At 64.2% G+C, this 22,453-nt stretch carries 29 protein-coding genes; 18 read left to right on the plus strand and 11 right to left on the minus strand.

Features of this window, described 5'->3' with window-relative positions; all coding sequences use genetic code 11:
* The first annotated feature begins 310 nt into the window (after positions 1 to 310).
* Positions 311 to 1,021 carry a DUF4191 domain-containing protein gene (locus RS86_RS02235; RefSeq protein ID WP_045270590.1) on the plus strand — a complete coding sequence of 237 codons (711 nt, stop codon included), beginning with the start codon at positions 311 to 313 and terminating at the stop codon, positions 1,019 to 1,021.
* Between the two features lie 68 nt (positions 1,022 to 1,089).
* Here the strand turns inward: RS86_RS02235 and RS86_RS02240 are convergent, their stop codons facing one another.
* Positions 1,090 to 2,286 carry a RimK family alpha-L-glutamate ligase gene (locus tag RS86_RS02240; RefSeq protein ID WP_045270591.1) on the minus strand — a complete coding sequence of 399 codons (1,197 nt, stop codon included), beginning with the start codon at positions 2,284 to 2,286 and terminating at the stop codon, positions 1,090 to 1,092.
* 17 nt (positions 2,287 to 2,303) lie between these two features.
* Here RS86_RS02240 and RS86_RS02245 point away from each other — a divergent pair, with 17 nt between their 5' ends.
* Positions 2,304 to 2,795 carry an ATP-dependent zinc protease gene (locus RS86_RS02245; protein WP_045270592.1) on the plus strand — a complete coding sequence of 164 codons (492 nt, stop codon included), beginning with the start codon at positions 2,304 to 2,306 and terminating at the stop codon, positions 2,793 to 2,795.
* A 6-nt stretch (positions 2,796 to 2,801) separates the two neighbouring features.
* Here the strand turns inward: RS86_RS02245 and RS86_RS02250 are convergent, their stop codons facing one another.
* The 5 genes from RS86_RS02250 to RS86_RS02270 form a co-directional block, all read right to left on the minus strand.
* The gene (locus RS86_RS02250; RefSeq protein ID WP_045270593.1) at positions 2,802 to 3,278 is read right to left on the minus strand and encodes a GNAT family N-acetyltransferase; all 477 of its coding nucleotides are present in this window, start codon (positions 3,276 to 3,278) and stop codon (positions 2,802 to 2,804) included.
* A 69-nt stretch (positions 3,279 to 3,347) separates the two neighbouring features.
* Positions 3,348 to 3,776: an RDD family protein gene (locus tag RS86_RS02255; protein WP_045270594.1), complete on the minus strand. Its 429-nt coding sequence runs from the start codon at positions 3,774 to 3,776 to the stop codon at positions 3,348 to 3,350.
* 106 nt (positions 3,777 to 3,882) lie between these two features.
* Positions 3,883 to 4,584, minus strand: coding sequence for a methionine ABC transporter permease (locus RS86_RS02260; RefSeq protein WP_045270595.1), 702 nt, complete (start codon positions 4,582 to 4,584; stop codon positions 3,883 to 3,885).
* Entirely contained in the window at positions 4,581 to 5,663 is a 1,083-nt protein-coding gene (locus RS86_RS02265; protein ID WP_045270596.1) for a methionine ABC transporter ATP-binding protein, read from the minus strand. The genes RS86_RS02260 and RS86_RS02265 overlap by 4 nt, the downstream gene beginning before the upstream one ends.
* Before the next feature lie 5 nt (positions 5,664 to 5,668).
* Positions 5,669 to 6,577, minus strand: a complete 909-nt coding sequence (locus tag RS86_RS02270; protein ID WP_052680022.1) for a MetQ/NlpA family ABC transporter substrate-binding protein — start codon at positions 6,575 to 6,577, stop codon at positions 5,669 to 5,671.
* Positions 6,578 to 6,799: 222 nt separating this feature from the next.
* Between RS86_RS02270 and glnA the strand changes: the two genes are divergently transcribed.
* Complete coding sequence (glnA, locus tag RS86_RS02275; protein ID WP_045270597.1) at positions 6,800 to 8,224, plus strand: type I glutamate--ammonia ligase; 1,425 nt, start codon at positions 6,800 to 6,802, stop codon at positions 8,222 to 8,224.
* 50 nt (positions 8,225 to 8,274) lie between these two features.
* Here glnA and RS86_RS02280 read toward each other — a convergent pair whose 3' ends face one another.
* A complete protein-coding gene (locus RS86_RS02280) occupies positions 8,275 to 9,378 on the minus strand; it encodes a tyrosine-type recombinase/integrase (protein WP_045270598.1) in 1,104 nt (367 codons plus the stop codon).
* Positions 9,332 to 10,036, minus strand: coding sequence for a hypothetical protein (locus RS86_RS20270; protein ID WP_152642038.1), 705 nt, complete (start codon positions 10,034 to 10,036; stop codon positions 9,332 to 9,334). The genes RS86_RS02280 and RS86_RS20270 overlap by 47 nt, the downstream gene beginning before the upstream one ends.
* A gap of 107 nt (positions 10,037 to 10,143) precedes the next feature.
* Here RS86_RS20270 and RS86_RS02290 point away from each other — a divergent pair, with 107 nt between their 5' ends.
* The 13 genes from RS86_RS02290 to RS86_RS02340 all read left to right on the plus strand — a co-directional run bounded on the left by RS86_RS02290 (position 10,144) and on the right by RS86_RS02340 (position 19,239).
* The gene (locus tag RS86_RS02290) at positions 10,144 to 10,347 is read left to right on the plus strand and encodes a helix-turn-helix transcriptional regulator (protein ID WP_045270600.1); all 204 of its coding nucleotides are present in this window, start codon (positions 10,144 to 10,146) and stop codon (positions 10,345 to 10,347) included.
* Positions 10,347 to 10,640: a hypothetical protein gene (locus RS86_RS02295; protein ID WP_045270601.1), complete on the plus strand. Its 294-nt coding sequence runs from the start codon at positions 10,347 to 10,349 to the stop codon at positions 10,638 to 10,640. Before RS86_RS02290 ends, RS86_RS02295 begins: the two co-directional genes overlap by 1 nt.
* A gap of 1 nt (position 10,641) precedes the next feature.
* Entirely contained in the window at positions 10,642 to 11,463 is an 822-nt protein-coding gene (locus RS86_RS02300) for a hypothetical protein (protein WP_045270602.1), read from the plus strand.
* Positions 11,460 to 11,681, plus strand: coding sequence for a hypothetical protein (locus RS86_RS02305; RefSeq protein ID WP_045270603.1), 222 nt, complete (start codon positions 11,460 to 11,462; stop codon positions 11,679 to 11,681). Before RS86_RS02300 ends, RS86_RS02305 begins: the two co-directional genes overlap by 4 nt.
* Positions 11,678 to 11,800 (plus strand): hypothetical protein, encoded by a 123-nt coding sequence (locus RS86_RS21070; protein ID WP_268747831.1) that lies wholly within the window; start codon positions 11,678 to 11,680, stop codon positions 11,798 to 11,800. The genes RS86_RS02305 and RS86_RS21070 overlap by 4 nt, the downstream gene beginning before the upstream one ends.
* A gap of 113 nt (positions 11,801 to 11,913) precedes the next feature.
* The gene (locus RS86_RS02310; protein WP_152642039.1) at positions 11,914 to 12,222 is read left to right on the plus strand and encodes a hypothetical protein; all 309 of its coding nucleotides are present in this window, start codon (positions 11,914 to 11,916) and stop codon (positions 12,220 to 12,222) included.
* Positions 12,219 to 13,451 (plus strand): AAA family ATPase, encoded by a 1,233-nt coding sequence (locus RS86_RS02315; protein WP_052680015.1) that lies wholly within the window; start codon positions 12,219 to 12,221, stop codon positions 13,449 to 13,451. Before RS86_RS02310 ends, RS86_RS02315 begins: the two co-directional genes overlap by 4 nt.
* A 147-nt stretch (positions 13,452 to 13,598) precedes the next feature.
* Positions 13,599 to 13,769 carry a hypothetical protein gene (locus tag RS86_RS20565; protein WP_160299661.1) on the plus strand — a complete coding sequence of 57 codons (171 nt, stop codon included), beginning with the start codon at positions 13,599 to 13,601 and terminating at the stop codon, positions 13,767 to 13,769.
* The gene (locus RS86_RS02320) at positions 13,766 to 14,854 is read left to right on the plus strand and encodes a hypothetical protein (RefSeq protein ID WP_152642040.1); all 1,089 of its coding nucleotides are present in this window, start codon (positions 13,766 to 13,768) and stop codon (positions 14,852 to 14,854) included. The genes RS86_RS20565 and RS86_RS02320 overlap by 4 nt, the downstream gene beginning before the upstream one ends.
* Positions 14,855 to 14,955: 101 nt before the next feature.
* Positions 14,956 to 15,351 (plus strand): hypothetical protein, encoded by a 396-nt coding sequence (locus tag RS86_RS02325; RefSeq protein WP_045270606.1) that lies wholly within the window; start codon positions 14,956 to 14,958, stop codon positions 15,349 to 15,351.
* Positions 15,352 to 15,634: 283 nt separating this feature from the next.
* On the plus strand, positions 15,635 to 16,054 hold the full coding sequence (locus tag RS86_RS02330; RefSeq protein WP_045270607.1) for a hypothetical protein: 420 nt from the start codon (positions 15,635 to 15,637) through the stop codon (positions 16,052 to 16,054).
* Positions 16,044 to 18,821 carry a phage tail tape measure protein gene (locus RS86_RS19745; RefSeq protein WP_160299662.1) on the plus strand — a complete coding sequence of 926 codons (2,778 nt, stop codon included), beginning with the start codon at positions 16,044 to 16,046 and terminating at the stop codon, positions 18,819 to 18,821. The genes RS86_RS02330 and RS86_RS19745 overlap by 11 nt, the downstream gene beginning before the upstream one ends.
* Positions 18,822 to 18,837: 16 nt before the next feature.
* Complete coding sequence (locus RS86_RS02340; protein WP_045270608.1) at positions 18,838 to 19,239, plus strand: hypothetical protein; 402 nt, start codon at positions 18,838 to 18,840, stop codon at positions 19,237 to 19,239.
* Here RS86_RS02340 and RS86_RS02345 read toward each other — a convergent pair.
* Entirely contained in the window at positions 19,236 to 20,834 is a 1,599-nt protein-coding gene (locus RS86_RS02345; protein ID WP_160299663.1) for an AAA family ATPase, read from the minus strand. The two genes, RS86_RS02340 and RS86_RS02345, sit on opposite strands and share 4 nt — an antisense overlap.
* A 157-nt stretch (positions 20,835 to 20,991) precedes the next feature.
* Positions 20,992 to 21,201, minus strand: a complete 210-nt coding sequence (locus RS86_RS02350) for a hypothetical protein (protein WP_045270609.1) — start codon at positions 21,199 to 21,201, stop codon at positions 20,992 to 20,994.
* A gap of 87 nt (positions 21,202 to 21,288) precedes the next feature.
* Between RS86_RS02350 and RS86_RS02355 the strand changes: the two genes are divergently transcribed.
* The gene (locus tag RS86_RS02355; protein WP_045270610.1) at positions 21,289 to 21,696 is read left to right on the plus strand and encodes a hypothetical protein; all 408 of its coding nucleotides are present in this window, start codon (positions 21,289 to 21,291) and stop codon (positions 21,694 to 21,696) included.
* A gap of 5 nt (positions 21,697 to 21,701) precedes the next feature.
* Here the strand turns inward: RS86_RS02355 and RS86_RS02360 are convergent, their stop codons facing one another.
* Positions 21,702 to 21,884 (minus strand): hypothetical protein, encoded by a 183-nt coding sequence (locus tag RS86_RS02360; protein WP_052680018.1) that lies wholly within the window; start codon positions 21,882 to 21,884, stop codon positions 21,702 to 21,704.
* A 69-nt stretch (positions 21,885 to 21,953) separates the two neighbouring features.
* On the opposite strand from RS86_RS02360, the gene RS86_RS20275 reads away from it, so the two are divergent.
* Positions 21,954 to 22,415 carry a hypothetical protein gene (locus tag RS86_RS20275; RefSeq protein ID WP_152642041.1) on the plus strand — a complete coding sequence of 154 codons (462 nt, stop codon included), beginning with the start codon at positions 21,954 to 21,956 and terminating at the stop codon, positions 22,413 to 22,415.
* Positions 22,416 to 22,453: the final 38 nt, after the last annotated feature.

Genomic DNA, 22,453 nt, shown 5'->3' on the forward strand with positions numbered 1-22,453 from the left:
CCGCCCACCCGCCCAGCCGCTCCGCGTCCACCCGCACGGCCATGCCGCTCGTGCGCGTGACGAGATCGCCCTCGAACGGCCCCTCGTCCTCGGCGAGCGTTCGGATGGTGCGATGGGCACCCGCCACGGTGAGGTCCCTGCTGGATCCGGTCATGGCTCCATCCCAGCGCGTGCGGCGCCTCCGCGATGCGGTCGTCGCGTGATCCGTGCGCAGTCCGGATCTCACGGATTCTGTGGAGGAAGAAGCTGTTCGCCCAGCGCGTGCCCTTCCGCGCCGTCACACGCCCGCAGAATCGGTAGGCTGGAGGGTATGGCAAAAAGTCCCTCCGCGACGGAGAAGCAGCCCGGCTTCTTCTCGCAGCTGCGCTCGCTCTTCCGCTTTACCCGGGAGATCTACCCGTGGCTGCCCTGGGCGCAGATCGCGCTCCTGGTCGTCGGCGTCCTCATCGGCCTGATCGTCGGCTACCTCATCCCCCCGTTCCAGATCTGGAGCCTCGTGCTGTGGGGCATCACCGGCCTGCTGCTGGGTGTGCTGGGCGCCATGTTCCTGATGACGCGCCTGTCCACGACCGCGATGTACCGCAAGATCGATGGCATGCCCGGCGCCGCCGGCCACGTCATCAGCACGTCGCTCGGCCGCAGCTGGCAGGGATCCGAGGTCCCCGTGGGCGTGAACCCGAAGACGCAGGACGCGGTGTACCGCGCGATCGGCCGCGGCGGAATCGTGGTCGTCGCCGAGGGTTCGCGCGGCCGCCTCACCCGCCTCGTCAAGGACGAGAAGACCAAGGCCATGCGCGTGGCACAGGGCGTGCCGGTGAATGTCTTCTACGTCGGTCACGGCGACGACGAGGTCTCGATCGAGAAGCTCTCCAAGACCATCAAGAAGCTCCCCAAGGCCATCGACAACGCGACCATGGCCGCCGTGATCAAGCGCATGGAGTCGGTCTCCCAGTCCGTCGCCTCGCTGCCGATCCCCAAGGGCATCGACCCGCTCAAGACGCGCGCACCGCGTCCGCGCTGAGCCCCTGACGCCACGAGCGCCCGGTCCCCTCGTGGGGCCGGGCGCTCGTCGTTTCGGAGAAGGTCCGCTCAGGACGACGACTCAGGCATGTGCTCCTTGGAGAGCTTGCGCACCTTGGCACGCCGGCGACGACGCTCCGGGATCATCGACCGCATCTCGTCGAGCTTGCCGAAGCACAGCAACCGGTCCTCGTCCTCGAGCACGACGTGCTTGCGCGGGTTCGGGATGACGGTGACGCCGCGATGCAGCGTGAGCACCGTGATGTCGCGGTCCCACAGGCCGAGCTCGCCGAGCTGCTTGCCGACCTGCTCGGCACCGGCGTGGATGACGAGCTCGGCCACCCCGTAGCCGGTGGAGACGCTCAGGCGCTGGCGCACGTCGATCTCCGGGAAGTTCACCTGGTTCGCGATGAAGTCGATGATGGCGCCCGCCACGTCCAGCCCGGTGGCCGCCTCGATGCCCTGCAGGCCCGGCGAGGAGTTGACCTCCATGACCAGAGGGCCGTTCTCGCCCTCCAGCATGTCGACGCCCGCCACCCGCAGTCCCATGATCTGCGCGGCGCGGACGGCGGTCTGCTCGTAGACCGGGTCGAGCTGCACGGCCTCGACCGTGCCGCCCCGATGCACGTTGGAGCGGAATTCGTCGCCGTTCGCGACCCGCCGCATCGCCGCGACCACGCGGTCGCCGACCACGAGCGCGCGGATGTCCCTGCCTCGGCTCTCCGAGATGAACTTCTGGATCAGCACGTTCTGCTTGGTGGAGTGCAGCGTCTCGATGATCGCCTCGGCGACCTTCACCTGGGGGGCGAGGATGACGCCGATCCCCTGCGTGCCCTCGAGCAGCTTGATGACGACGGGCGCCCCGCCGACCCGCTCGATCGCGGGACGCACGTCGGCACGGTTGCGCACGAACGCGGTGGGGGGCATCGCGATGTTGTGCCGGGACAGGATCTGGTTCGCGCGGAGCTTGTCCCTGGCGCTGGAGATGCCGTTCGCGGTGTTCGGCGTGTAGACGTCCATCTGCTCGAACTGACGGACGACGGCCGTGCCGAAGTACGTGATCGAGTTGCCGATGCGCGGCAGGATCGCGTCGTAGTCGCTCAGACGGCGACCACGGAAATGCAGATCCGGTTCATCCGCTGTGAGGTCGATCGCGAAGCGCAGGGTATTCAGCACCTTGATCTGATGGCCGCGCTGAATCGCGGCGGCACGGAGGCGCTGGGTCGAGTAGGAGTGCGGGGCGCGCGAGAGCACGGCGAGCTTCACGGTGATTTCCTGCCAGGATGTGTGTTGTGGACCGACCTACTCATTCAAGCACCCTAATCGGGTGGCGCGAGTGGGTGTCCCTGCCTGACGTCGGAATCCCCTGGATCAAGGCGAAGGTCGACACCGGCGCGCGCAGCTCCTCGCTGCACGCGCAGCACATCCGCGAGTTCGAGCGCGACGGCGCACCCTGGGTGCGGTTCGACGTCCGTCCGTGGCAGGGCGCTCACGAGCTCGTCCCCGTGGAACTGCCCGTGTTCGACCGCCGCGACGTGCGCTCGTCCTCCGGGCACGCGCAGAGCCGTCTGGTCGTACTGCTGGACCTCGTGCTGGTCGGCCGCAGGGTCACCGCGGAGGTCACCCTCAGCAACCGCAGCGAAATGGGCTTCCGGATGCTGATCGGCCGAGAGGCGCTGCGTCAGGGCTTCACGATCGATCCTGCGCGCTCGTTCATGGGCGGCAAGGCCCCGAAGACGTTCCGGCGCCTCAACCAGGGCCACACCGCCGCCTGAGCCCGGCTACAGGGCCTTGCGCATCTGCTGCGTGACCACGTCGTAGCCCGCGGATCCGTAGAGTGCGATCGCGGTGCGGTTGCCTCCGAAGACGTTCAGCTCGAGCGCGTCCGCACCCTCTCGGCGTGTCTCGGCCTCGACCGCCTGCAGCAGCGCTCGGCCGAGGCCTTCGCCCCGCCGCTCGGGAAGCACCTCGATGTCGTACAGGAAGGCCACGCCGGGCGCGCCTCTCGGGTGGTCCAGGGCCACCCAGGCCCGTCCGATCGGCGCGCCGGCCTCGTCGACGCCGCGCAGCACCAGCATGCGATCCGTGGCGGGTCCGTCGGGAAGCAGCTCGGCGTTCTCCTCCGCGGCACGTGCGATCGCCCCCTCCGCCGGCCACCGCCCTGCGAGGACCTGGTCCTCGGCGTACTCTCGCGCGAGTTCATCCAACCATGCTTCGCACTCGGCGTCGGTCATGGTGCGGACGGTCACAGCAGGCATGAACGCATCCTCGCAGATCACGGCATCTCACGGATCGCGCGCTGATCTGCGCCCGTGGCGCGACGGACCTCAGGCGCGGATGAGGACCGTTCCGACCGCCTTGTCGTGCAAGCCGCGCTGGTCGGCGTCGAAGATGACCGCGGGGATCACGAAGACCAGCAGCAAGGTGCGCACGATCGGACGCCACAGGCCGACCCAGGCGCCGTTCACCATGACCAGGCGGAGGCCCACGATGCGATGCCCGGGGCTGCCGCCGATCGTCGGGATGAACAGGATCTGCAGCACCGCGAACACGATCATCGGCGCGAACTGGGTGATCCCCGCCTCTTTCGGGAACGCGAACTGCTGGAACCCGAGGAAGGCGCCGGCAATGATCGACGCCGCCGCGTAGTCGATCGCGAGAGCCGCGATGCGCCGGCCGATCCGTCCGACGCTGCCGGCGCCGGTCTTGGGGAGGCCGAGGCGTTCTCCGGGGTAGGTCTGCGCGGGGTCGGACATCCCTCCAGCCTAGGCGACGCGCGCCTCACGGCCCGCCCGCACCCTGCCCCATCCGCGGCTCGCGCACCCGCTCCCCGCCCGGCATCGGCCGGGCGGGGAGCGCCCCTCAGCGGTTCAGGATCCTCTGCGCCAGCCTGTTCCCGAAGAACTGTCCCGCCTGCACGATCACGACGATGATCGCCACCGTGACCCAGGTGGCCTGCGAATCGAACTGCTGGTACCCGTACAGGATTGCGAAGTTGCCCAGCCCGCCTCCCCCGATGTACCCGGCCATCGCCGACATGTCGACGACGGCGATGAACATGAAGGTGTATCCGAGGATCAGCGGCGCGAGCGCCTCCGGGATGACGACCGTGAACAGGATCGAGATCCGGCGGGCGCCGATCGCGCTCGCTGCCTCCACGATGCCGGGATCCACCGCGACCAGGTTCTGCTCCACCACGCGCCCGATCACGACCGCGGCCATGATCGTCATCGGAACGATCGCCGCGGCGGTGCCGAGCGTCGAACCCACCACCGCCTTCGTCACGGGAGCGACCGCCGTCAGGAAGATGATGAACGGGATCGGTCGGATCAGGTTCACCATGAGGTTCAGCGCGTGGAACAGCACCGTGTTCTGGAACAGGTTCCCCGGGCGGGTCGCGTACAGCAGCGCGCCCAGGAGGAGACCGGCGAGGCCTCCGATCACGAGCGTGACGACGACCATGACAACCGTCTCCTGCACCGACTGGAGGAGAACCGGCGCGAGGGATCCCCAGTCCGACGACGGCACGAGGAGCGCCGGGTGCGCGGCGGAGACGACGCTCATCGAGGATCCCCTGGCGTCGGCACGGCGTCTTCGACCACCCGGTCGTCCTCGAGCAGCACGGCCCGCGTTCGCGCCGAGAGCTCCACCGCGATCCGTGCGACGACAGCACGGTCGGCGTCGATCCGGTACGTGAGAGTGCCGAGCTGCTGACCCCGGATGTCCGTCACGCCGCCGTAGACCACCGTGCCTCGTACGCCGTGGCGGTCCAGCACGGCCGTGACGTCGTCGCTCGTGACCTCGTTCACGTCGACGCTGAGCAGCTCGCCCCCTCGTACCCTGAGCGCCTCCCGCGTCTCGCCCTGGGGCACCCCCTGGGTGACCGCGTCGACGAAGCGCGCGGTCAGCGCGGCACGAGGATGTGCGAACACCCGATAGGTGTCGCCGTGATCGACGATCCTCCCCTGGTCCATCACGATGACCCGATCGCACAGTTCGTGCACGATCGAGATCTGATGCGTGATGACCACCATGGTGATACCCAGACGGCGATTGATCTCGCGGAGCAGATCCAGCACCTCGGCGGTGGTCTGCGGATCCAGTGCGCTGGTCGCCTCGTCCGCGAGCAGCAGTTCAGGGCTCGTCGCGATGGCGCGTGCGATGCCGACCCGCTGCTTCTGCCCGCCGGAGAGCCGGCGCGGCCGCTGACCCGCCTTGTCGGTGAGGCCGACGAAGTCCAGGAGCTCGGTGACCCGTGCGTCGATGTCGGCCCTGCTCCAGCCGGCGACCCGCAGCGGGTACGCGACATTGCCGCGCACCGTGCGCGCGTGGAAGAGGTTGAACTGCTGGAAGATCATGCCGATGCGCCCGCGCAGACCCCGCAGCTCCGCCGTGGAGGCGCTGCCCACATCCACGCCGAGCACGCTCACGGCGCCGGAGGACGGTCGCTCCAGGCCGTTGATGAGCCGCACGAGCGTCGACTTGCCGGCGCCGGAGTAGCCGATCACGCCGACGATCGAGCCGGGCTCGACCGTGAAGCTCGCATCCTCCACGGCGACGAACCCGCCGGAGGCCCGGGATCGCCCCGAGCCTCCGGCGGGATACGCCTTGGAGACGGCGTCGAACGAGATGACCGATGCCATCCCGCTCAGCCCTTGGCCTTGAGCGCGGTCTGCAGCGAGGTGAGCTCCTCCCCCAGCTTCGCCGCCGTCCAGCTCGTCTGGAACTTCAGGTTCTTCTGGTTGAGCGCCGTCACGGCCGCCTCGACCTCCGGCGAGTGGTAGGCCTCCACGAGCTTCGCCCAGCGCGGGTCGTCCTTCTTGTCGGCGCGGGTGACGAACACGTTGATGTACGGGGCCAGCTGCGGATCGTCCAGGTTCTCCTTGAAGACGATCAGGTCGTCGCCGAGGCCGCCCTTCTGCGCCTGGGTGTTGTTCACCACTGCGGCCTGAGCGCTGCCGTCCTTGAGCGCGGTGACCGTCTGGTTGGCGTCGACCGGCTTGAGTGTGATCGACGAGGTCAGCACGTCGCCCGGAGTGGCCAGCGCGCTGCCGCCGTCCTTGAGCGTGAGCAGGCCGGCCTTCTGCAGGTTGAGCAGCGCGCGAGCCAGATTGGTCGGGTTGTTCGGAACGGCGACCGTGGCGCCCGCGGGCAGGTCCTTCACGTCGTGGTACTTCTCCGAGTAGAGCGCGAGCGGATAGACCGCGGTCGCCCCCACCGGCACCAGCGTGCCGCCGTTCTTGACGTTGAACTGCGACAGGAAGATCAGATGCTGGAACAGGTTCGCATCCAGCGCGCCGTCCTGGACGCCCTGGTTCAGCTGCACGCCGTCGTTGAGGGTGCGCACCTCGAGGTCGATGCCCTCGGCCTTGAGCTTGCCCTTCAGGATGGTCCAGTACTGCTCGTTCCCGTCGTCGGCGCCGATCACGATGTGCTTCGCATCGGAGGAGGACGACGATGCCGAGGCGGATCCGGGCGCGCAGCCGGCGAGCGCCATCATCCCGACGGCCGTCACGGCGAGGGCGGAAAGGAGGCGGTTCACTCGGTGCGTTGTCATGCCCAGGATCGAACCATCGTCGGCGCCTCCGCCGCTCGCGAAAGCGACACGCTCCGTCATCCATGGCCACACGACGAAACACGGGAAGGATCCTTCGGCGAGATCGCAGCAGACCCCTGAGGCGTAACACGCCCGAAACATTCCAGACACGATCACGTCATCCCCTCCTCGTAACCTGCTTGCAGGTCGCTCGACCGCACCCGTTCCTCCAGGAGTTGATGCATGTTCACCACCCCCGCCGACGTTCTCGCGTACATCCGCGACAACGACGTCAAGTTCCTCGACATCCGCTTCACCGACCTGCCCGGCGTGCAGCAGCACTTCAACATCCCCGCAGCGACGGTCGACGAGGACTTCTTCGTCAACGGTCAGCTCTTCGACGGCTCCTCGATCCGCGGCTTCGCGTCGATCCACGAGTCGGACATGCAGCTCATCCCGGACGTGACCACCGCCTACATCGACCAGTTCCGCGAGGCCAGCACGCTCGTCATGCTGTTCGACATCTACAACCCGCGCACGGGCGAGATCTACAGCAAGGACCCGCGTCAGGTCGCCAAGAAGGCTGAGAAGTATCTCGCATCGACCGGCATCGCCGACACCGCCTACTTCGCCCCCGAGGCCGAGTTCTACATCTTCGACGACGTGCGCTACTCCGTCACGGCGGGCGAGAGCTTCTACAAGGTCGACTCCGAGGAGGCCGCGTGGAACAGCGGCCGCGAGGAGGAGGGCGGCAACCTCGGCAACAAGACGCCGTTCAAGGGCGGCTACTTCCCCGTCGCTCCGGTGGACAAGACCGCCGATCTGCGCGACCACATGACGCTGAACCTGATCGAAGCGGGCTTCCACCTCGAGCGCTCGCACCACGAGGTCGGCACCGCCGGTCAGCAGGAGATCAACTACCGCTTCGACACCATGGTGCACGCGGCCGACGACATCCTGAAGTTCAAGTACATCATCAAGAACACCGCCGAGGAGTGGGGCAAGACGGTCACGTTCATGCCGAAGCCGCTGTTCGGCGACAACGGATCCGGCATGCACACGCACCAGTCCCTGTGGCTGGACGGCAAGCCGCTGTTCTTCGACGAGAACGGCTACGGCCAGCTCAGCGACACCGCGCGCTGGTACATCGGTGGTCTCCTCAAGCACGCGCACGCCGTGCTCGCCTTCACCAACCCGACGCTGAACAGCTACCACCGTCTGGTGAAGCACTTCGAGGCGCCGGTCAACCTGGCCTACTCCGCCGGAAACCGCTCGGCCGCGATCCGCATCCCGCTCACGGGTTCCAACCCGAAGGCCAAGCGCATCGAGTTCCGCGTTCCGGACGCCTCGGGCAACCCGTACCTCGCGTTCGCCGCGCAGCTCATGGCCGGCCTCGACGGCATCCGCAACCGCATCGAGCCGCTCGAGCCCATCGACAAGGACCTCTACGAGCTTCCCCCGGAGGAGGCCAAGAACATCCCGCAGGTGCCGAACTCCCTGCTGGACTCGCTCGAGGCGCTCCGCGCCGACCACGCCTTCCTGCTCGAGGGCGGCGTGTTCACCGAGGAGCTCATCGAGACCTGGATCTCGTACAAGTACAACAACGAGATCCTCCCGATGGCCCAGCGCCCGCACCCGTACGAGTTCGAGCTCTACTACGGGGTGTAGCGAGATATCGCGGCAAGACTGGGGCTAGTCCGCAGACAGTCCGCAAAATTTCAAGAACCCGTCTCAGCATCCCCCGGCTGAGGCGGGTTCTTTCGTGCTTCCAGGACGGCCGCGACCGCAGTCCGCGAGGATTCGTCGCGGTCGGGCCAGAGGTGGCCGTACGTGTCGAGCGTCGTCTTTGCCGAGGCGTGCCGCAGTCGCGCCTGGACAGTCTTGATGTCGAGCCCGGCGGCGATTAGCAGCGACGCGAAGTAGTGCCGGAGATCATGGATCCGGAAGTCCTCGGGCAGACCCTTCACCTTGCCGCGGGCATCCCGCCACGCGGCTTCGATCGTGTACGGAGCGACAGGCCGCCCGAAGACGCCGACGACGATGGTCTTGCTCCTGAACGTGACCGGGTTCGCGTTCAGCATGAGTGCGAGGTCCGTTGGGATCGGGATCGGGTTCTTCGACTCCTCAGTCTTCAGCGGCTCCGCTGGGTACTGGATCGCGGGAGTGATCACTCCTCGCATGAAGTCGACATCCTCGACCCGCAGCGCCGCGATCTCCGCTACCCTCAGCCCCGCGAACGCACCGAGCAGCACGACCGGGCGGAAGTGATCCGGCAGCGCGTCGTAAAGCGCCCAGACCTGCTCCGTCGTCGCGACATAGGGGCGCTGTTTCGCACCCTTCGGCGATGTCTTCCGACTGCACGGGTTCTTCACGACGAGCCCGTCGTGCATCGCGTCCGTGAACAGCTGCGAGAGGCGCGCATGCAGGGCGTACGCGTAGCTGGGGGCGTATCCCCTACCCGAGAGCCCGACAACCCAAGAACGGACTTCAGACGGGCGTACAGAGCGAATCGGGCGATGCCCCAGATCTGCCTTGATCACCGCGAGGTGAGTTCTCGCCTGGCGCACGGTTGATGCCCGGTTCCGCTCATAGCCCTGGATCCAGGTATCAGCCCACTCGGCAAGAGTCGTTCGAGCCCGCGCCGGAGCTAGGTGCGTTCCCTGCGCGACCGCCGATGTCTGCTCGACAAGCCATGCACTGCCCTCGCGCTTCGTCTTGAAATGCCGCGCATGCTCCTTGCCTGCGTCGTCGCGGTAGCGTGCTCGCCAGGAGCCATTAGTCCTCTGCTTGATGCTCGCCAAAGTCCGCTCCCTGATGTTCATCTGGATTGAAACGCCGGATCAGTCCCTCGCCTCGGTCCACCCGTTCGCGAATGAAGTCTGAAGACTCTGCCAGGTGTTCCCACCCCGGTACAGACGGCCGCACCATGAGTCCTGCTTGCTTGGCCTTTGCGATCCAGCGCGCAGCTGTCCGCTCAGTTAGGCCGAAGGCCTTCTGGACCGCTTTAACCGGAGGCTGCGACGCGACCTGCGCAAGCTGGTAGGTAAACACCACGTGCTTGAGAACTCGCCCGTTCGGCCCTTCATCCTTCACCGTCTTGGCAAGGTTGCCGTGCGTGAACGATGGCATTCCCTCGGAGCCATATGCGTGAGCCAAGCTACCGGGCGGGTCGTCGCGGTCGAGCTTGACGAATATGCCATGGCTCGCAACAAGCTGGACCATCTCATTCACGCGTACAGACCGCAAGTCCGTTCCATCTACATCCGGCGCTTCGTAGCCGACAAATGTCGGTATATAGCGCCCCTCCGAGAAGCGGAACAGCAGTCGGATATGTACCGCAGGCAGATAGTCATCGTCCCGATCGCCCATGTAAACGACTGCATGTATCTCCGGAGCGACGCCGATGCCGATGTTCAGCCCAACTGACTTGCTCCAGTCCAGGGGCTGTCCATCCGGATCCGTGGCCTCAATCGCGTACATGACACCCATGATGGCGGATGCGGCAGGTGTTTGACAACGTACGGACATGGGAGTAATTTCGGTGGCAGGTGCTTGACGTAGCACTGACACTCAATGGAAGGGGCCACATGTCACTGACCGCCGAGCAGCCAAGCGCAGTGAAGCTGCTATTTGTCAACGAAGTGGCGGAGCGCCTGCGCCGCTCGCCCGCTCAGATTCGCTGGATGCTCCAAAACGGAACCGCCCCCAAGCACGCGAAGATCGGTGGTCGCATCTGCTTCCGGGAGTCGGACGTGGAGTCCTACATTGCGGAGGCGTTTGAGGAGGCCTGATGACCACAAACCTCAGTGGCGCAGAGTCTTCGCGCGACTACTACCCCCTGACCTACCGGGACCCAACGGGTGAGACCGCTGTGCGGAACCTCACGGGCCGGTCGGTGCAGATCACCTGGGAAAGCGGGGCGACCGTCCATCTCGACATAGAGACGATCCGCCCCTTCCTCAGGGCCCTTGACTACCGGATGTCCCGGAAGGGGCACATCTGGGGTCGCAAGAAAATCGCCCCGTCAACCGTTGCAGCGGCCCGGGGCGAGAACCAGAACCCAACCATCACGAAGGAGAACTGATATGACCAGTGTAGACGACAAGACGACCGAAAAGAAGGCCCGCAAGGCGCGGGCGAAGGCGGCCCTGCCGGGAACGATCGCCGCGGATTCGCGGATCGACATCCAGTCAGAACCCGAAGGTCACACCGTCTTCACAAACCAGAATCCGAAGAAGGCCCCCTCGGGACGCCGCCTGGTTGACCTGGCAGACGTCTTCGGAGGCGACGACCTCGCACAGATGCCAGTTATCGTTCGGGAGACCTCGATCGGCAATCGCGTTCGCGTATGGCGTGCGCCGGATGGTTCCTGGCATCGCCGGGGTGGCGGCGTACTCCTGAAGATGCGCAAAGGCACGAGGTCGTTCGTCATCACCACCTACAAGGGTGCCAACGAGAAGGACTTGCTCAACCTCATCGGAGTCGTCGAGGACGTTGCCGAGGGGAAGAAGCGCAAGCACTGGGAGAAGGTCGACGAAGCGTGGGCGGATGACCGCACCTTCAAGCTGGTCTTCAATTCGAGGCGCTATGCGGACCCGTTCGACCACGCGGACCCGTCGCCGAGAGTGTTCTTCTGCAGCGAAAGCCGGTGCATCGAACGGTGGCACACGGACGAGAGCACCTTCCACACCCTCGACCACGTTGAGAAGGAGGTAGGCAAGTACGCCAGCTACGTCATCGAGGTCAACAAGAACGCGTTGGAAGCCAATTCGTCGTGGTTCGTCGACCTCGTGACAACCGAGTTCAGCGAGGCTACGCCGACTCAGGTCGCGTCTCTGGTGAACGATCTGCAGTGGGCCGCCGAGGAATGTCGGCGCGCCAACAACCTGGTGGAGGTGGCCGCATGATGGCCACGGCTCAGGACTGCTTGCTGTGCTCCCGCTGCCCGAACATGCTCACCGTGACGGAGGAAACGTTCTTCGAGGCGGCGGCGGAATGGACGATCCGGTTCGAAGCTGGTCGTATCGCCGAGGTGTTCTGTGAGCAGTGTCGCGCTCGTGCAGAGGGCCGTTCGCTGTGTCGGTCGTATGCCGTGGATGACGCCTTCCAGGGGATGGAGCCGTGACCGCTGCGATCGTGCAGCACCTCGACATGAACGCCTACCAGGCCATGAAGCAGATCGAGATCGAGGAGCAACACAAGCTCCGAGAAATCGCAAACCAACTCCGAGAGGTCGACTCATGACCTACGAGAGGCCTGCACCTGATGGTGTGGGCCTCTCCCATTTCCGGATCAGTTCGACGGCGGCGAGAACGCTCGACAGGTGGGCGTGGGGGATCGCTGACGGATCGATCCGGTTGTGGCAGCTCCCCGACGCCGTGAACACGCTCTACCGAATCGGGATCGAGCACGGGCGTTCGTCCCGCGACGAGGAAGTGCGCCTCCTCCGGCTGGACGCCGATCGGCTGTGGCTCTGCAGCTTCGGCGACAAAGAACGGCTCGACTACCTGCTTGCCCGTCTCGATCGGGCTGCGGAACTCGCTGACCGTCCTGACGTGGACGACGTGCTCGACGAGGCGTGGCGGATCTACCTCGCCAGCCTCGACAACATCAGGCAGCCCATCACTCTGCCGACATCTTCAAAGACCATGAGGGAGGTCGCATGACGACCGAAGAAGTACGACGCCTGCAGCTCACGCCGGCCTCGAAGATCCCGTCCCGCCGGCAACGGTGGTTGTGGGCGAACCGGATCCCGCTCGGCACCGCCACCGTGTTCGCTGGCCGGGGTGGGGAAGGCAAATCCACGTTCGCTCTCTACCTCGCCGCGCAACTGAACCGAGGTGAACTCGTCGGTGACCTCACAGGGGTCAAAGCCGACGTACTGATCGTCAGTCACGAGGACGACTGGGCCACCGTGATGAACCCCCGTCTCCTCGGAACCGGTGCGGACCTGGACGCTGTGCACCGACTTGCCGTGGAAACCACCATCGACGAGATCACCGCGGAGACGATCCCGGCCTTGCCGCTCGACATCACCCTCATCCGGGAAGCCGTGCACGCCACGGGTGCGCGGTTGCTCATCATCGACCCGATCACGTCGACTATCGGCGGCGACCTCTACAAGGTTGCGGACGTACGTCGAGCGCTAGACCCGCTGACCTCCCTGGCGCAGGAACTCGACATCGCCGTCATCGGGATCATGCACTTCAACAAGGGCGGTGGCAACGCCTCTGACAAGCTCTCCGGCTCCCACGGATTCCGCGACGCGGTTCGTTCGGTACTGCTGTTCGCGACTGATGAGGAGACAGGACAGAGAGTCGTCACCGTCGACAAGTCGAACTACTCACAGGAGCGAGGGGCGTCGTTCGCGTTCAACCTCGTCTCGATGACGGTGAGCACAGACGACGGTGCGGAGACGCAGGTCGGGTCTGTCCAGTTCCTCGGAGACACCGATGTAACTGTGAGTGACATCATCAATCGCACCACGGACGCCGATGCACCGGACGACCGTAACGCCGCCCAGGCCTTCCTCCTCGACTACCTCCGTGGACGAGTCGAAAAGGAGGCTGCCGCCGCCGACGTGCTCAAAGCCGGTAGAGCAGCCGGATTCAGTGACACGGACCTCAAGAACGCGCGCCGCCGATGCCGTGACCCTCGCATCGAGTCGCAGAAGTCAGGATTCGGGTCCGGCTGGGTTTGGGCGATTTCGTACGAAGGCGTCACCGAAGGTGTCCAAGGTGCCACGTCTCACGAAGGCGACACCTTGGACACCTTCGTGACGCCTTCGACCAACAGTGACGACCCGCCGTCCTACTCGGACCACCGACTCGCGATCCTCGAACGCGCCGATCTCGTCGACATCTCGCCAGCACCGTGGGGTGGAGACGCGGCATGAACGGCACATTCGGGGAAGCGCTCCCGCACCTAATCGTGTGCCCTGACTGCAACAGCGAGACAGAAATGGTCGAGCTCGCGCCAAACGTCTACACCGCAGCCGTCGTCCACGACGACACCTGCCCCTGGCTGAACCGGAAGGAGTGTCATGGGAACCCCCGCACCTAAGCCCATCAACTTTCACGCGATGGCAAACGCGTGGGACGACCCGATCGCGTTCGCACGCGAACTCAACGCCTACTACTCACAGCTCGCCGCTGTCGGTGCACTTCAAGAGCCACACGACTGGACCGAGCAGAAGAAAGAGAACCACGCATGACCCGATGGATGGACAGCGCCCAAGCGCACTATGCACGCCAGGAATACGAACAGCATCACCCGCAACCCACTGCCGCCCCCACCACCGAAGCCGAAGCCCTCAAGGAGTACAAGGCCTTGCACATCGTGATGCCGGAAACCCACCGCCGTGAGATCCGGGAGCTCGAAGCGCTCGCCGAAAGGAACGGGTGGAACGCGCTCAGCGACTACCAGGCGCGTCGGCAAGCCCGCCGCGAAGCCGAACAGCAAGCACAGGCCGCACGCGAGCAGAAGGCTGTCGAAACCGCGATGCAGCTCAGGACCATGAACGACGCGATCGCCCTGCACAACCGTGCAACCGTGGCCGGCGACAAGATCCTCGCCGACGCAATCACCAAGACCGCCACCCAGAAAGGCTGGAACATGAACCGCAAGAACCTCTCCGACTACACCGCAGACCTGCACAACCAGTTCGCCGACATCATCAGCGGACACGATGCGCTCTCCCGCGAATGGCGGGACGCAGTGAGAAGCAAGAAGGTAGCCCCGGACTACGTGAAGGAGCAGACGTCCACCGAGACCCAGGCGCGTAAGGCGAAGCTCGACGCCATCCTCAACGATGCCAACAGTTTCGTGGCTGATGCGCAGTCCGATTATGACCGGGCATACGCAGGCCTCACGGCTATCACGGGTGACACCAACGAACAGCTCCTCGCCGAGACACGCGCCACCAAGACCTGGGAACGGATGCAGCGGGAGCTCACCAACCTCGACCCGATGAAGCTGACCGACGAACTCACCCGCCGGGTAGCCACCGCCGACCCGAACACCCTGCGAACCCTGATCGACGAGATGCCATCGTTCCTCGCAGGGCACGGCATCCCCAACGCAGACGCAGTAGTCAAAGCCGCAGTGTCCGCACGACCCGAACTGGCCGACGCCAAAGCCCGCATCACCGAAGCAGCCAAGGTGCAGGCCGTCGTCATGCACGACACACAGCACATCAGCGACCGCCTCAGCGACATCACCGACAAAGACATCACACCAGACGCCTGGGTCGCATACGTCAACCCCGGCACCGCCATCGGAGGGACCAACCATGCGTAACCCCCAGGGGGACCCCCCACTGACCCACCGCACGAGTGGGTCGCCGGGGAGGGCATTTCCTAGTCGATGCGTGCCGGGGTCTGTTTTTCGAGGAGGTCACGATGGCTGATTCCCAGAAGCGACCCCCCGCGGCACTCAATCGGCGCGGGAAGGTGTTGTGGCGGGTACTTCACAACGATCTCGAGTTCGACGCGCATGAGGAGGCGATCGTGCTTGAGGCGTGTCGTACGGCTGATCTGATCGATGACCTCGCCGAGGTGGTCGAGAAAGCGGGCGTGATGTCGACGGGTTCGACGGGGCAGGCGGTTGTGCACCCTGCGGTTCCGGAGCTCAGGCAGCAGCAGGCGGCACTCTCACGGCTACTGACCTCGCTGAACCTCTCAGATGCGCTGGATGGCGGGAACGGCCAGGTGGCGATCTCCAGGGCCATTTCGTCGAGTGCTCAGGCGGCGGCGAATGCCCGCTGGAACCGGTCGAGGGGGGCGCGGGGTGCCTAGGCGGAAGAGGCAAGACCTCATCGATGGCATCCCGGCCGTACTCGTGTCCAAGGATGACCCGACCTGGTCATCGGTCGAAGCGACAACGGCCTGGTGCGCCGCGGAAGGGGTCCCGCTTGGGGAGGTTGCACTGCAGAGCATCGCTGCAGGGCCAGCGACAAGGTATGACGCGGCGGTGGCCGCGTGGAGGCACGCACACAACTACACGGGCCATTGGCCTTATCGCGTCGCGGGATCGGCCCGCGAGCGACTGAAGAAGATTCTTGGCGGAAGGAAGTAGCGCATGGATGTAAAAGCCCTGATTCAGAAGCAGCGAGAGATGTTGGAGGCGATCGAGCCCACCGAGGTGGAGGTTCTTCTCGGCGGTCGAGTGGTGACGGTGGTGATGCCATACGTGATGCCAGTTCCGTTCTCGGATCTCGCGTCGAAACACGCACCGGAGACTCCACTCGATGTTGCCCAGGTCGGTTTCTCGCTGGATGGCGTCGCCCGCAACTACCCCGACATTGTGATCCGGGATGGTGAGGATGAGGACGACCTCCTGACGGTGCTGAACAAGGCCGTGCATTACGGGTGGCCGGAGATGTACGACGTGTTGACTCACGATGACCGGGCAAGCATCCGGGCGAGCGTCTGGGGCACATACGTGTGGCGGTCACAGCAGGAGAAGAAGAAGCTGCAGGAGGTCGCTGATGAGTCCTGAACGAGTTGTCCGAGTTCGCCTTAGCGCGACCGTTGCGGAATACAAGAAGTCCATGGAGGAGGCCGCGCAGAAGACACGCGAGCTCGGCACCGAGGGCGAGAAGCTGGCGCAGACCAAAGCAGCGTTCAACGCGCTTGGCGCGGCGGGGCTCGCTATGGGGGGCCTCATCACCGCGGGTGTCGGGCTGGCGGTCAAGCGGTTCGCCGACTTCGATCAGGCGATGTCCGCGGTCTCTGCGGCAACGCACGGATCTGCCGACGAGATGGGGCAGCTGCGGGATGCAGCCATTGAGGCCGGAGCGTCTACGGTCTTCTCGGCGACGGAGGCCGCGAATGCGATTGAGGAACTTGCGAAGGCCGGCGTCTCGACGACCGACATCCTGCACGGCGGGTTGAAGGGCGCGCTGGACCTCGCGTCGGCCGGTGGACTTGGGGTTGCTGACGCCGCAGGAATCGCTTCGACGGCATTGACGCAGTTCGGGCTGAAGGGTGCCGACATGGCACACGTGGCTGACCTGCTCGCCGCGGGCGCGGGCAAGGCCATGGGAGATGTGACGGATCTCTCGGCGGCGTTGAACCAAACGGGCTTGGTCGCGGCATCTACGGGCCTCAGCATCGACGAGACGACTGCGGGTCTGGCGGCGTTCGCGTCGCAGGGCCTGCTTGGTTCGGACGCGGGTACGTCGTTCAAGACGATGCTGCAGCGCCTCACCCCGCAGTCCGCTGAGGCGCAGAAGATGATGGACCAACTGGGGCTCTCCGCGTATGACGCGTCCGGGCAGTTCGTGGGCCTGTCGGCGTACGCGGGGAACCTGCAGTCCGCGATGAAGGCGCTCACTCCGGAGCAGCGCAACGCGGCCTTGTCGGTCATGTTCGGATCTGATGCAGTCCGCGCCGCCACGGTCCTCTATCAGGAGGGTTCGAAGGGCATCGACGATTGGACGAAGGCCGTCGCTGACCAGGGGTATGCCGCCGATACCGCCCGCCGCCGTCTGGACAATCTGAAGGGCGACCTCGAGGCCCTGGGCGGGGCGTTCGACACGGCTCTGATCGAGACGGGCTCGCACGCCAACGACACGCTGCGGACGATGGTCCAGGCACTCACGGGTCTGGTCAGCATGTACGGAGACCTGCCGGCACCCGTGCAGGCGTTCACGACCGTTGTCGGTGGCGCGACCGCCGCAGTCTTCCTGTCGGGTGGCGCAGCGTTCACGGCGATCCCGAAGTGGCTTGAGTTCAAGGAAACAGTCAAGAACTCGTCACTGTCGCTCAGGGGTGTCGGGATGTCCGCGGGAGCCGCAGGACTCGCGCTTGGTGCCTTGTTCCTCGTCGTGGGAGAACTCGCGGCGAAGCAACAACGGGCTCGAGAGCTTGCGCAGTCATATGCCGACACGATCGCGGAGGGCGCAACAAAGGTTGGTGACGCGACCCGCAAGATCACGGTCGACGAGTTGAAGAAGGGCGGCGACTGGCTGTCCTTCAACTGGCAGTCTGCGTACGACGCAGCGGACAAGCTCGGTGTAAGTCTCGACACGGTCACCGACGCGGCGATGGGCAACCAGGACGCCATGGGCAAGCTCAAGCCGTACTACGACGCTCTGAGTGGCGATACAGCGAAGTTCTACGACATCGCTTCCAAGACCGGCATGAGCGCCGCTGAGACCCGCCTGGCACTAGAGGCGATGACCAACGGCATCGGCTCACAGAATGAAGCGATCAAGCGTGGCGTTGAGCTCAAGGGGCAGGAGAAGGCAGCCAACGCGGATGTCACGGACGCCACGAAGTCGGCCGGCGAATCGTATCTGGATGAGGCGAAGAAGGTTGACGAGCTCAACTCGCAGTTGACGCAGCTGATCGGGAAGATCAACGAAGCCAACGGCGTCAATCAGGATGCGATCTCTGCCAACGCCCGCTATCAGGATGCCCTTGCCGGGATCAGCCGCGAGGTTCAGCAGCAGCGTGACGAGTACGAGCGGACCAACGAGACCCTCGACGGGTTCTCCCTCTCCCTGGACCAGAACACTGCCTCGGGATCCGCGAATGCCGCGATGCTCGCCGATGTTGCCGGCGCGGCGCAGACTGCTGCGTCGAAGCAGTATGAGGTGGATGTCGCGGCGCAGGGTGGGGAGGTCGCTGCCCGCAACTATGCGGCCACGCTCGCAGATCAGCGGCAGAAGTTCGTCGACTCGGCAACAGCAGCCGGGTTCAATGCCGACGAGGTGCAGAAGCTCGCCGACAAGGTGTTCTCTCTCCCGCCCAGCAAGAGCGTGGATGTGCTCGCCAACACAGGACCCGCTCAGAGCTCGATCGATCAGTTCATCACCCTGAACGATGGCAAGCGCGTTCGAGTGTTCGTTGACGCGGAGGGCGGCCAGTCGTTCAAGGTTGGGTCGACGACCGTGTCTGCACAGGCCAACGGTGGGGTATTCAACGGCGGCGTGAAGGCTTTCGCGAACTCCGGGTTTGAGCCGGGGATCTACCCATACACACCCGGAGGGATCCACAAGTTCGCTGAACAATGGTCCGAGGCGTATATCTCTGGGGATCCTGCGCGTCGGGCTCGGTCTGAGCAGGTGTGGGTGGAGTCTGGCCGGCAGTTCGGGTTCTCCGACCCCTCTCGCGGATCGCACTCGGGTCAGTCAGAGACTCCCACCGTTCAGGTCTTCATCGGAGATGAGGAGATCACTGGTCGTGTTCGCGTTGTGGTGAACGACGCGATCGCCACATACGACACTCAACTGTCCCGTGGTGTGGGGCGGAGGCGTTGATCGCTATGCTCACGCTATGAACCGCACACTCGCCGCGGCACCACTGGCGCTGGTTGGGGCGCTCCTCTTCGCAGGATGCGCCCCAACCCCACCGGCAGCTACACCGACGCCCACAGCGACCGTAGAGCGCGCGATCGCAGCCGCCGACATCAAGACCATCGACGACGGGATCGCGTGGGCGCACGGCCTCGACAAGACCGTTTCCGCGACCGAGCTGAGTCACGGCATCAACGCCATTAGTGATCTCGTCCCGAAGCTCGACATCTGGTTCGCGACGAACAACAAGATCGGTCAGGCGCTCACCAAGCTCAACGCCGAGGTACTTGCTGCTCCAGCGAACGCCAGCTCCAAGGTTGATGGCCTCAACGACATCGTCAACGAGATTGAGAAGGCGATCGCGAAAGGCGACGCTCCTTAAAGGTGCGCGTTGGCAGCTTCTATGAGTCTGATCAGCTTTGTCACCTGAGCGCGGAGATCAAACGCCCACTCGTCGAACGGCTCCTTGGTCACCAGTTTTGCGATGGCAACCTTACTGGGCTTTGTGCCGATGCGATCTTCGCTCAGTGGATTGGCGTAGCGCTCCATCGCTGAGAGCCTTATCGGTTTGCCCCCTTTAGAGGTAGCCCGTGGATGCGTGGCTCTAATTGCCGTTTCCAAGCGCTCCTCCGGCACGTAATTCTCGATGGTGTACCCCGCTGTAATCCACACCATCCCGGTATCAGAGCTGTCATCCACGGCCGCCTTAACGCGAACCTTACTGTCGTTCAGTGTTGCCCGTCTTGACTTCCGGTCAGAGTCTATGACGATCGCCATGTATCGATTCAGCCGGCGGAGAGAGATGAACTCTTCGACTTCGTCGCTGTCTAGTGGTGAAAGCTCGCTGAGCAGGCTTCCTCCGTAGAACATGATCGAGTAGTGGAGGCCTTCGACGAACCGCTTCGGCGCCAGCTGATCAAGCCAGCTCTTGATGTAGATGCGGTCGGACGGACCCTCAACCCAGATAACGGCGTTCGACTGCACGAGGTCGGAGGGGCGGTACCCCAAGTCGCTCGCGATGCTTGCGTGCTCCTCGCTGGTCCCCGCTCGATGAATAGTGGATCCCTCAACCGGGTCGTGGTGCACGTGGAAGATGGTTCCGATCTTCGCGTCGAGGAGATGAGCTGAGTGAGTCGCGATGAAGTACTGATTGGTGGTCCGGTCGTGCAGGTATCGAAGCAACTGCCGTTGAAGGAGCGGATGCATATGAACCTCTGGCTCCTCGATACACATGACTGAGTTCGTCGTCACGGTCGCAGCTGCTGCAAGTATCACCACCTCGTGCACGCCTGTACCGAGGTTCTCTATCGGCAATGTCCGCCCGTGTTGCGTCACGTGAATCGTCGATAGATCGTGCGGGATGTCGATAGTGACGTCACGATCGTCAAGCACTGTCTGCACGAATTCTTGGATCTCGTAGAACTGCTTTCGATCGTCGAGCCTGTCGGTGGTGGGGTTCTGCAGCTGCAACAGTCTCAGCTTTATGTTCAATCCGTTCAGGTCGGGAGACTGATCATTGCGGTCCGATATCACGCGTGTCCCGTCAACGTAGACGGCCTCTGGAAGCACATCTACGAATCGACCGAGAAAGCGCACCAGCGACACGAAATTCACATAGTTGGAACCCGAGACGCTGGTCAGGACAGCATAGGCTAGGCCCGAGACGGTCGGAACATCGGACTCATCGACCAACACCTCGCCGCCTTTGCCTAGCCAGATGGCGCCCTTGATTCCCCCGCTAACCGCATCAGTCTCAAGGAGTCGTTCAATTTCTGTCGTCACGTTCTCGCCGTACTCGCGCATAAGCCCGTCCACCGGCAGGTGAACCTCGCGAGCGAACAGAGCCAGCGGCGCATGCTCCGCGTCGCCGTGCGGTCGATCATAAGGGCGACTCGGCTGCCCTTGACCGAGTTCGGCATGCAACGCGCGTAGCACGTTCGATTTGCCCGAGTTGTTCTTGCCAGCGATCAGGTTCACTTTGGTGAGCGGAGCAAGTGAAGCGACCCGAGTAGACGGGAAGCTGCGATAGCCGCGGAATGCAAACCCCTTAAGCATGTCTGCCATCTTGCCCGATTGGCGGGACGTAGGAGAGACCGAACTCACCGAGAGCCAGGTGGCCCCACGTGCCTCGGCTTCAGAGCATCAGGGCTCGGAGAGCATCGATCCGGTCGAGATCATCGTCAAACTCGGCGGCATCATCTCGACTCTTCACCAGATCGCCAAGGATGCCGTGGATCAACTCGATGGCCTCGCGAGCGTAGTCGATCTGATTCGGGATGACCGATGCGGCTATGGATTCAGCTTCCAGGGCATCGATCCGAGATTCGAGGTCTTCGTGCGTCATGGCGAAAGCCTAGACGCCACAAACCACCCGATGTCGGTCCCCTGTGCTTCGATCGAGGAACATCCATCACCATCACAGGAGATAACCATGGCGGAGACGATCTGGCGCGATGCTGAGGTCACCTACCCAGACTGGAACGGCACTGCACAACTAGACCAGCGCATGACAGCGCCCGGGATCGAGACGCTAATCGGCTTAGACCCGGACGAGTGGTTCGTCATCGGGTTGGACATCGGCGGCGGTGAGCACAAGCACGAGCTGAGGGTTGTTGCTGTCGCCCGGGAGCATGTGCCCGATGGTGGTGATGTTCTCCCTCGCATCGCCGACGCGAACGGTGGTGCTATCCCTGTGACGGAGTTCCTTGTGCATGATGTGGACCCCTATGAGATCCTGCAGCGGATCACGCACATGTTCGAGTTGAGGATGCGTGTGAGGGGCGCACGGGATCTGCCGATCAAGGTCACAGCCCTCGGCGATGTTCCCACACAAGACTGAATCGCCTATGCGCCGTCGATCTGAACGTCGAACGAATCGACGGGGACGTCGAGTGTGATGGCGATGTAGTCCTTCGCCACGTCGTGCGCTTCCCTGACGGTGCGCGCCTGGGTGATCCCGTCGATCTCGGGGATGGAAACCATCCACCACTTGCCCTCACGGTTGATGGTGACCTCGTAGGTCTTCACGCCTGGGCCTCCTCGATTCGATGCCATCGGTCAACATGCTGGACCAAGCGGAGCCGCTAGGCTCACGCCATGGATCCCGCCCTTGCCGCGTTGTGCGGAACCGTCATTGGCGCTGCGGCTACGGCCCTAGTCCCGTACATCACCATTAGAGCCCGTCGGCGCGATGAGACCGACGCTCGTCGTCGCGAAGACACTGTGGCCCTTCTCGACGCGGTCGTGCGATGGCTCAAAGCTCGACGCATAAACGACTGGCGTCTTGTTTCGCAGACACACTCTGAAGCCATAGTGGCGCTGGAACGGCTACTCATCAACGCGGACAAGCGAGACGTGGATCACCTTCAGCGCGTGACGAACTTCGTCTTCAATGCCGCCACCAAGGAAGACAACGTGCATCTCGGCGCTGCGAGCGCCGAAGCGATGTCCGAAGTGCTCCGGCGATGGTCTCGAGGCGATCTCAAGGGCATGGCAATCGAGGATGCGTATGGCCCCGCACTCGATATTCAGCTGGCAATGCAGCCGTCGAGCAGCTAGCGCACGATCGTAGCCCTTGAGCAGACGCTCCTCTATTG

The sequence above is a fragment of the Microbacterium azadirachtae genome, from assembly GCF_000956505.1.
Classification (GTDB): Bacteria; Actinomycetota; Actinomycetes; order Actinomycetales; family Microbacteriaceae; genus Microbacterium; species Microbacterium azadirachtae_A.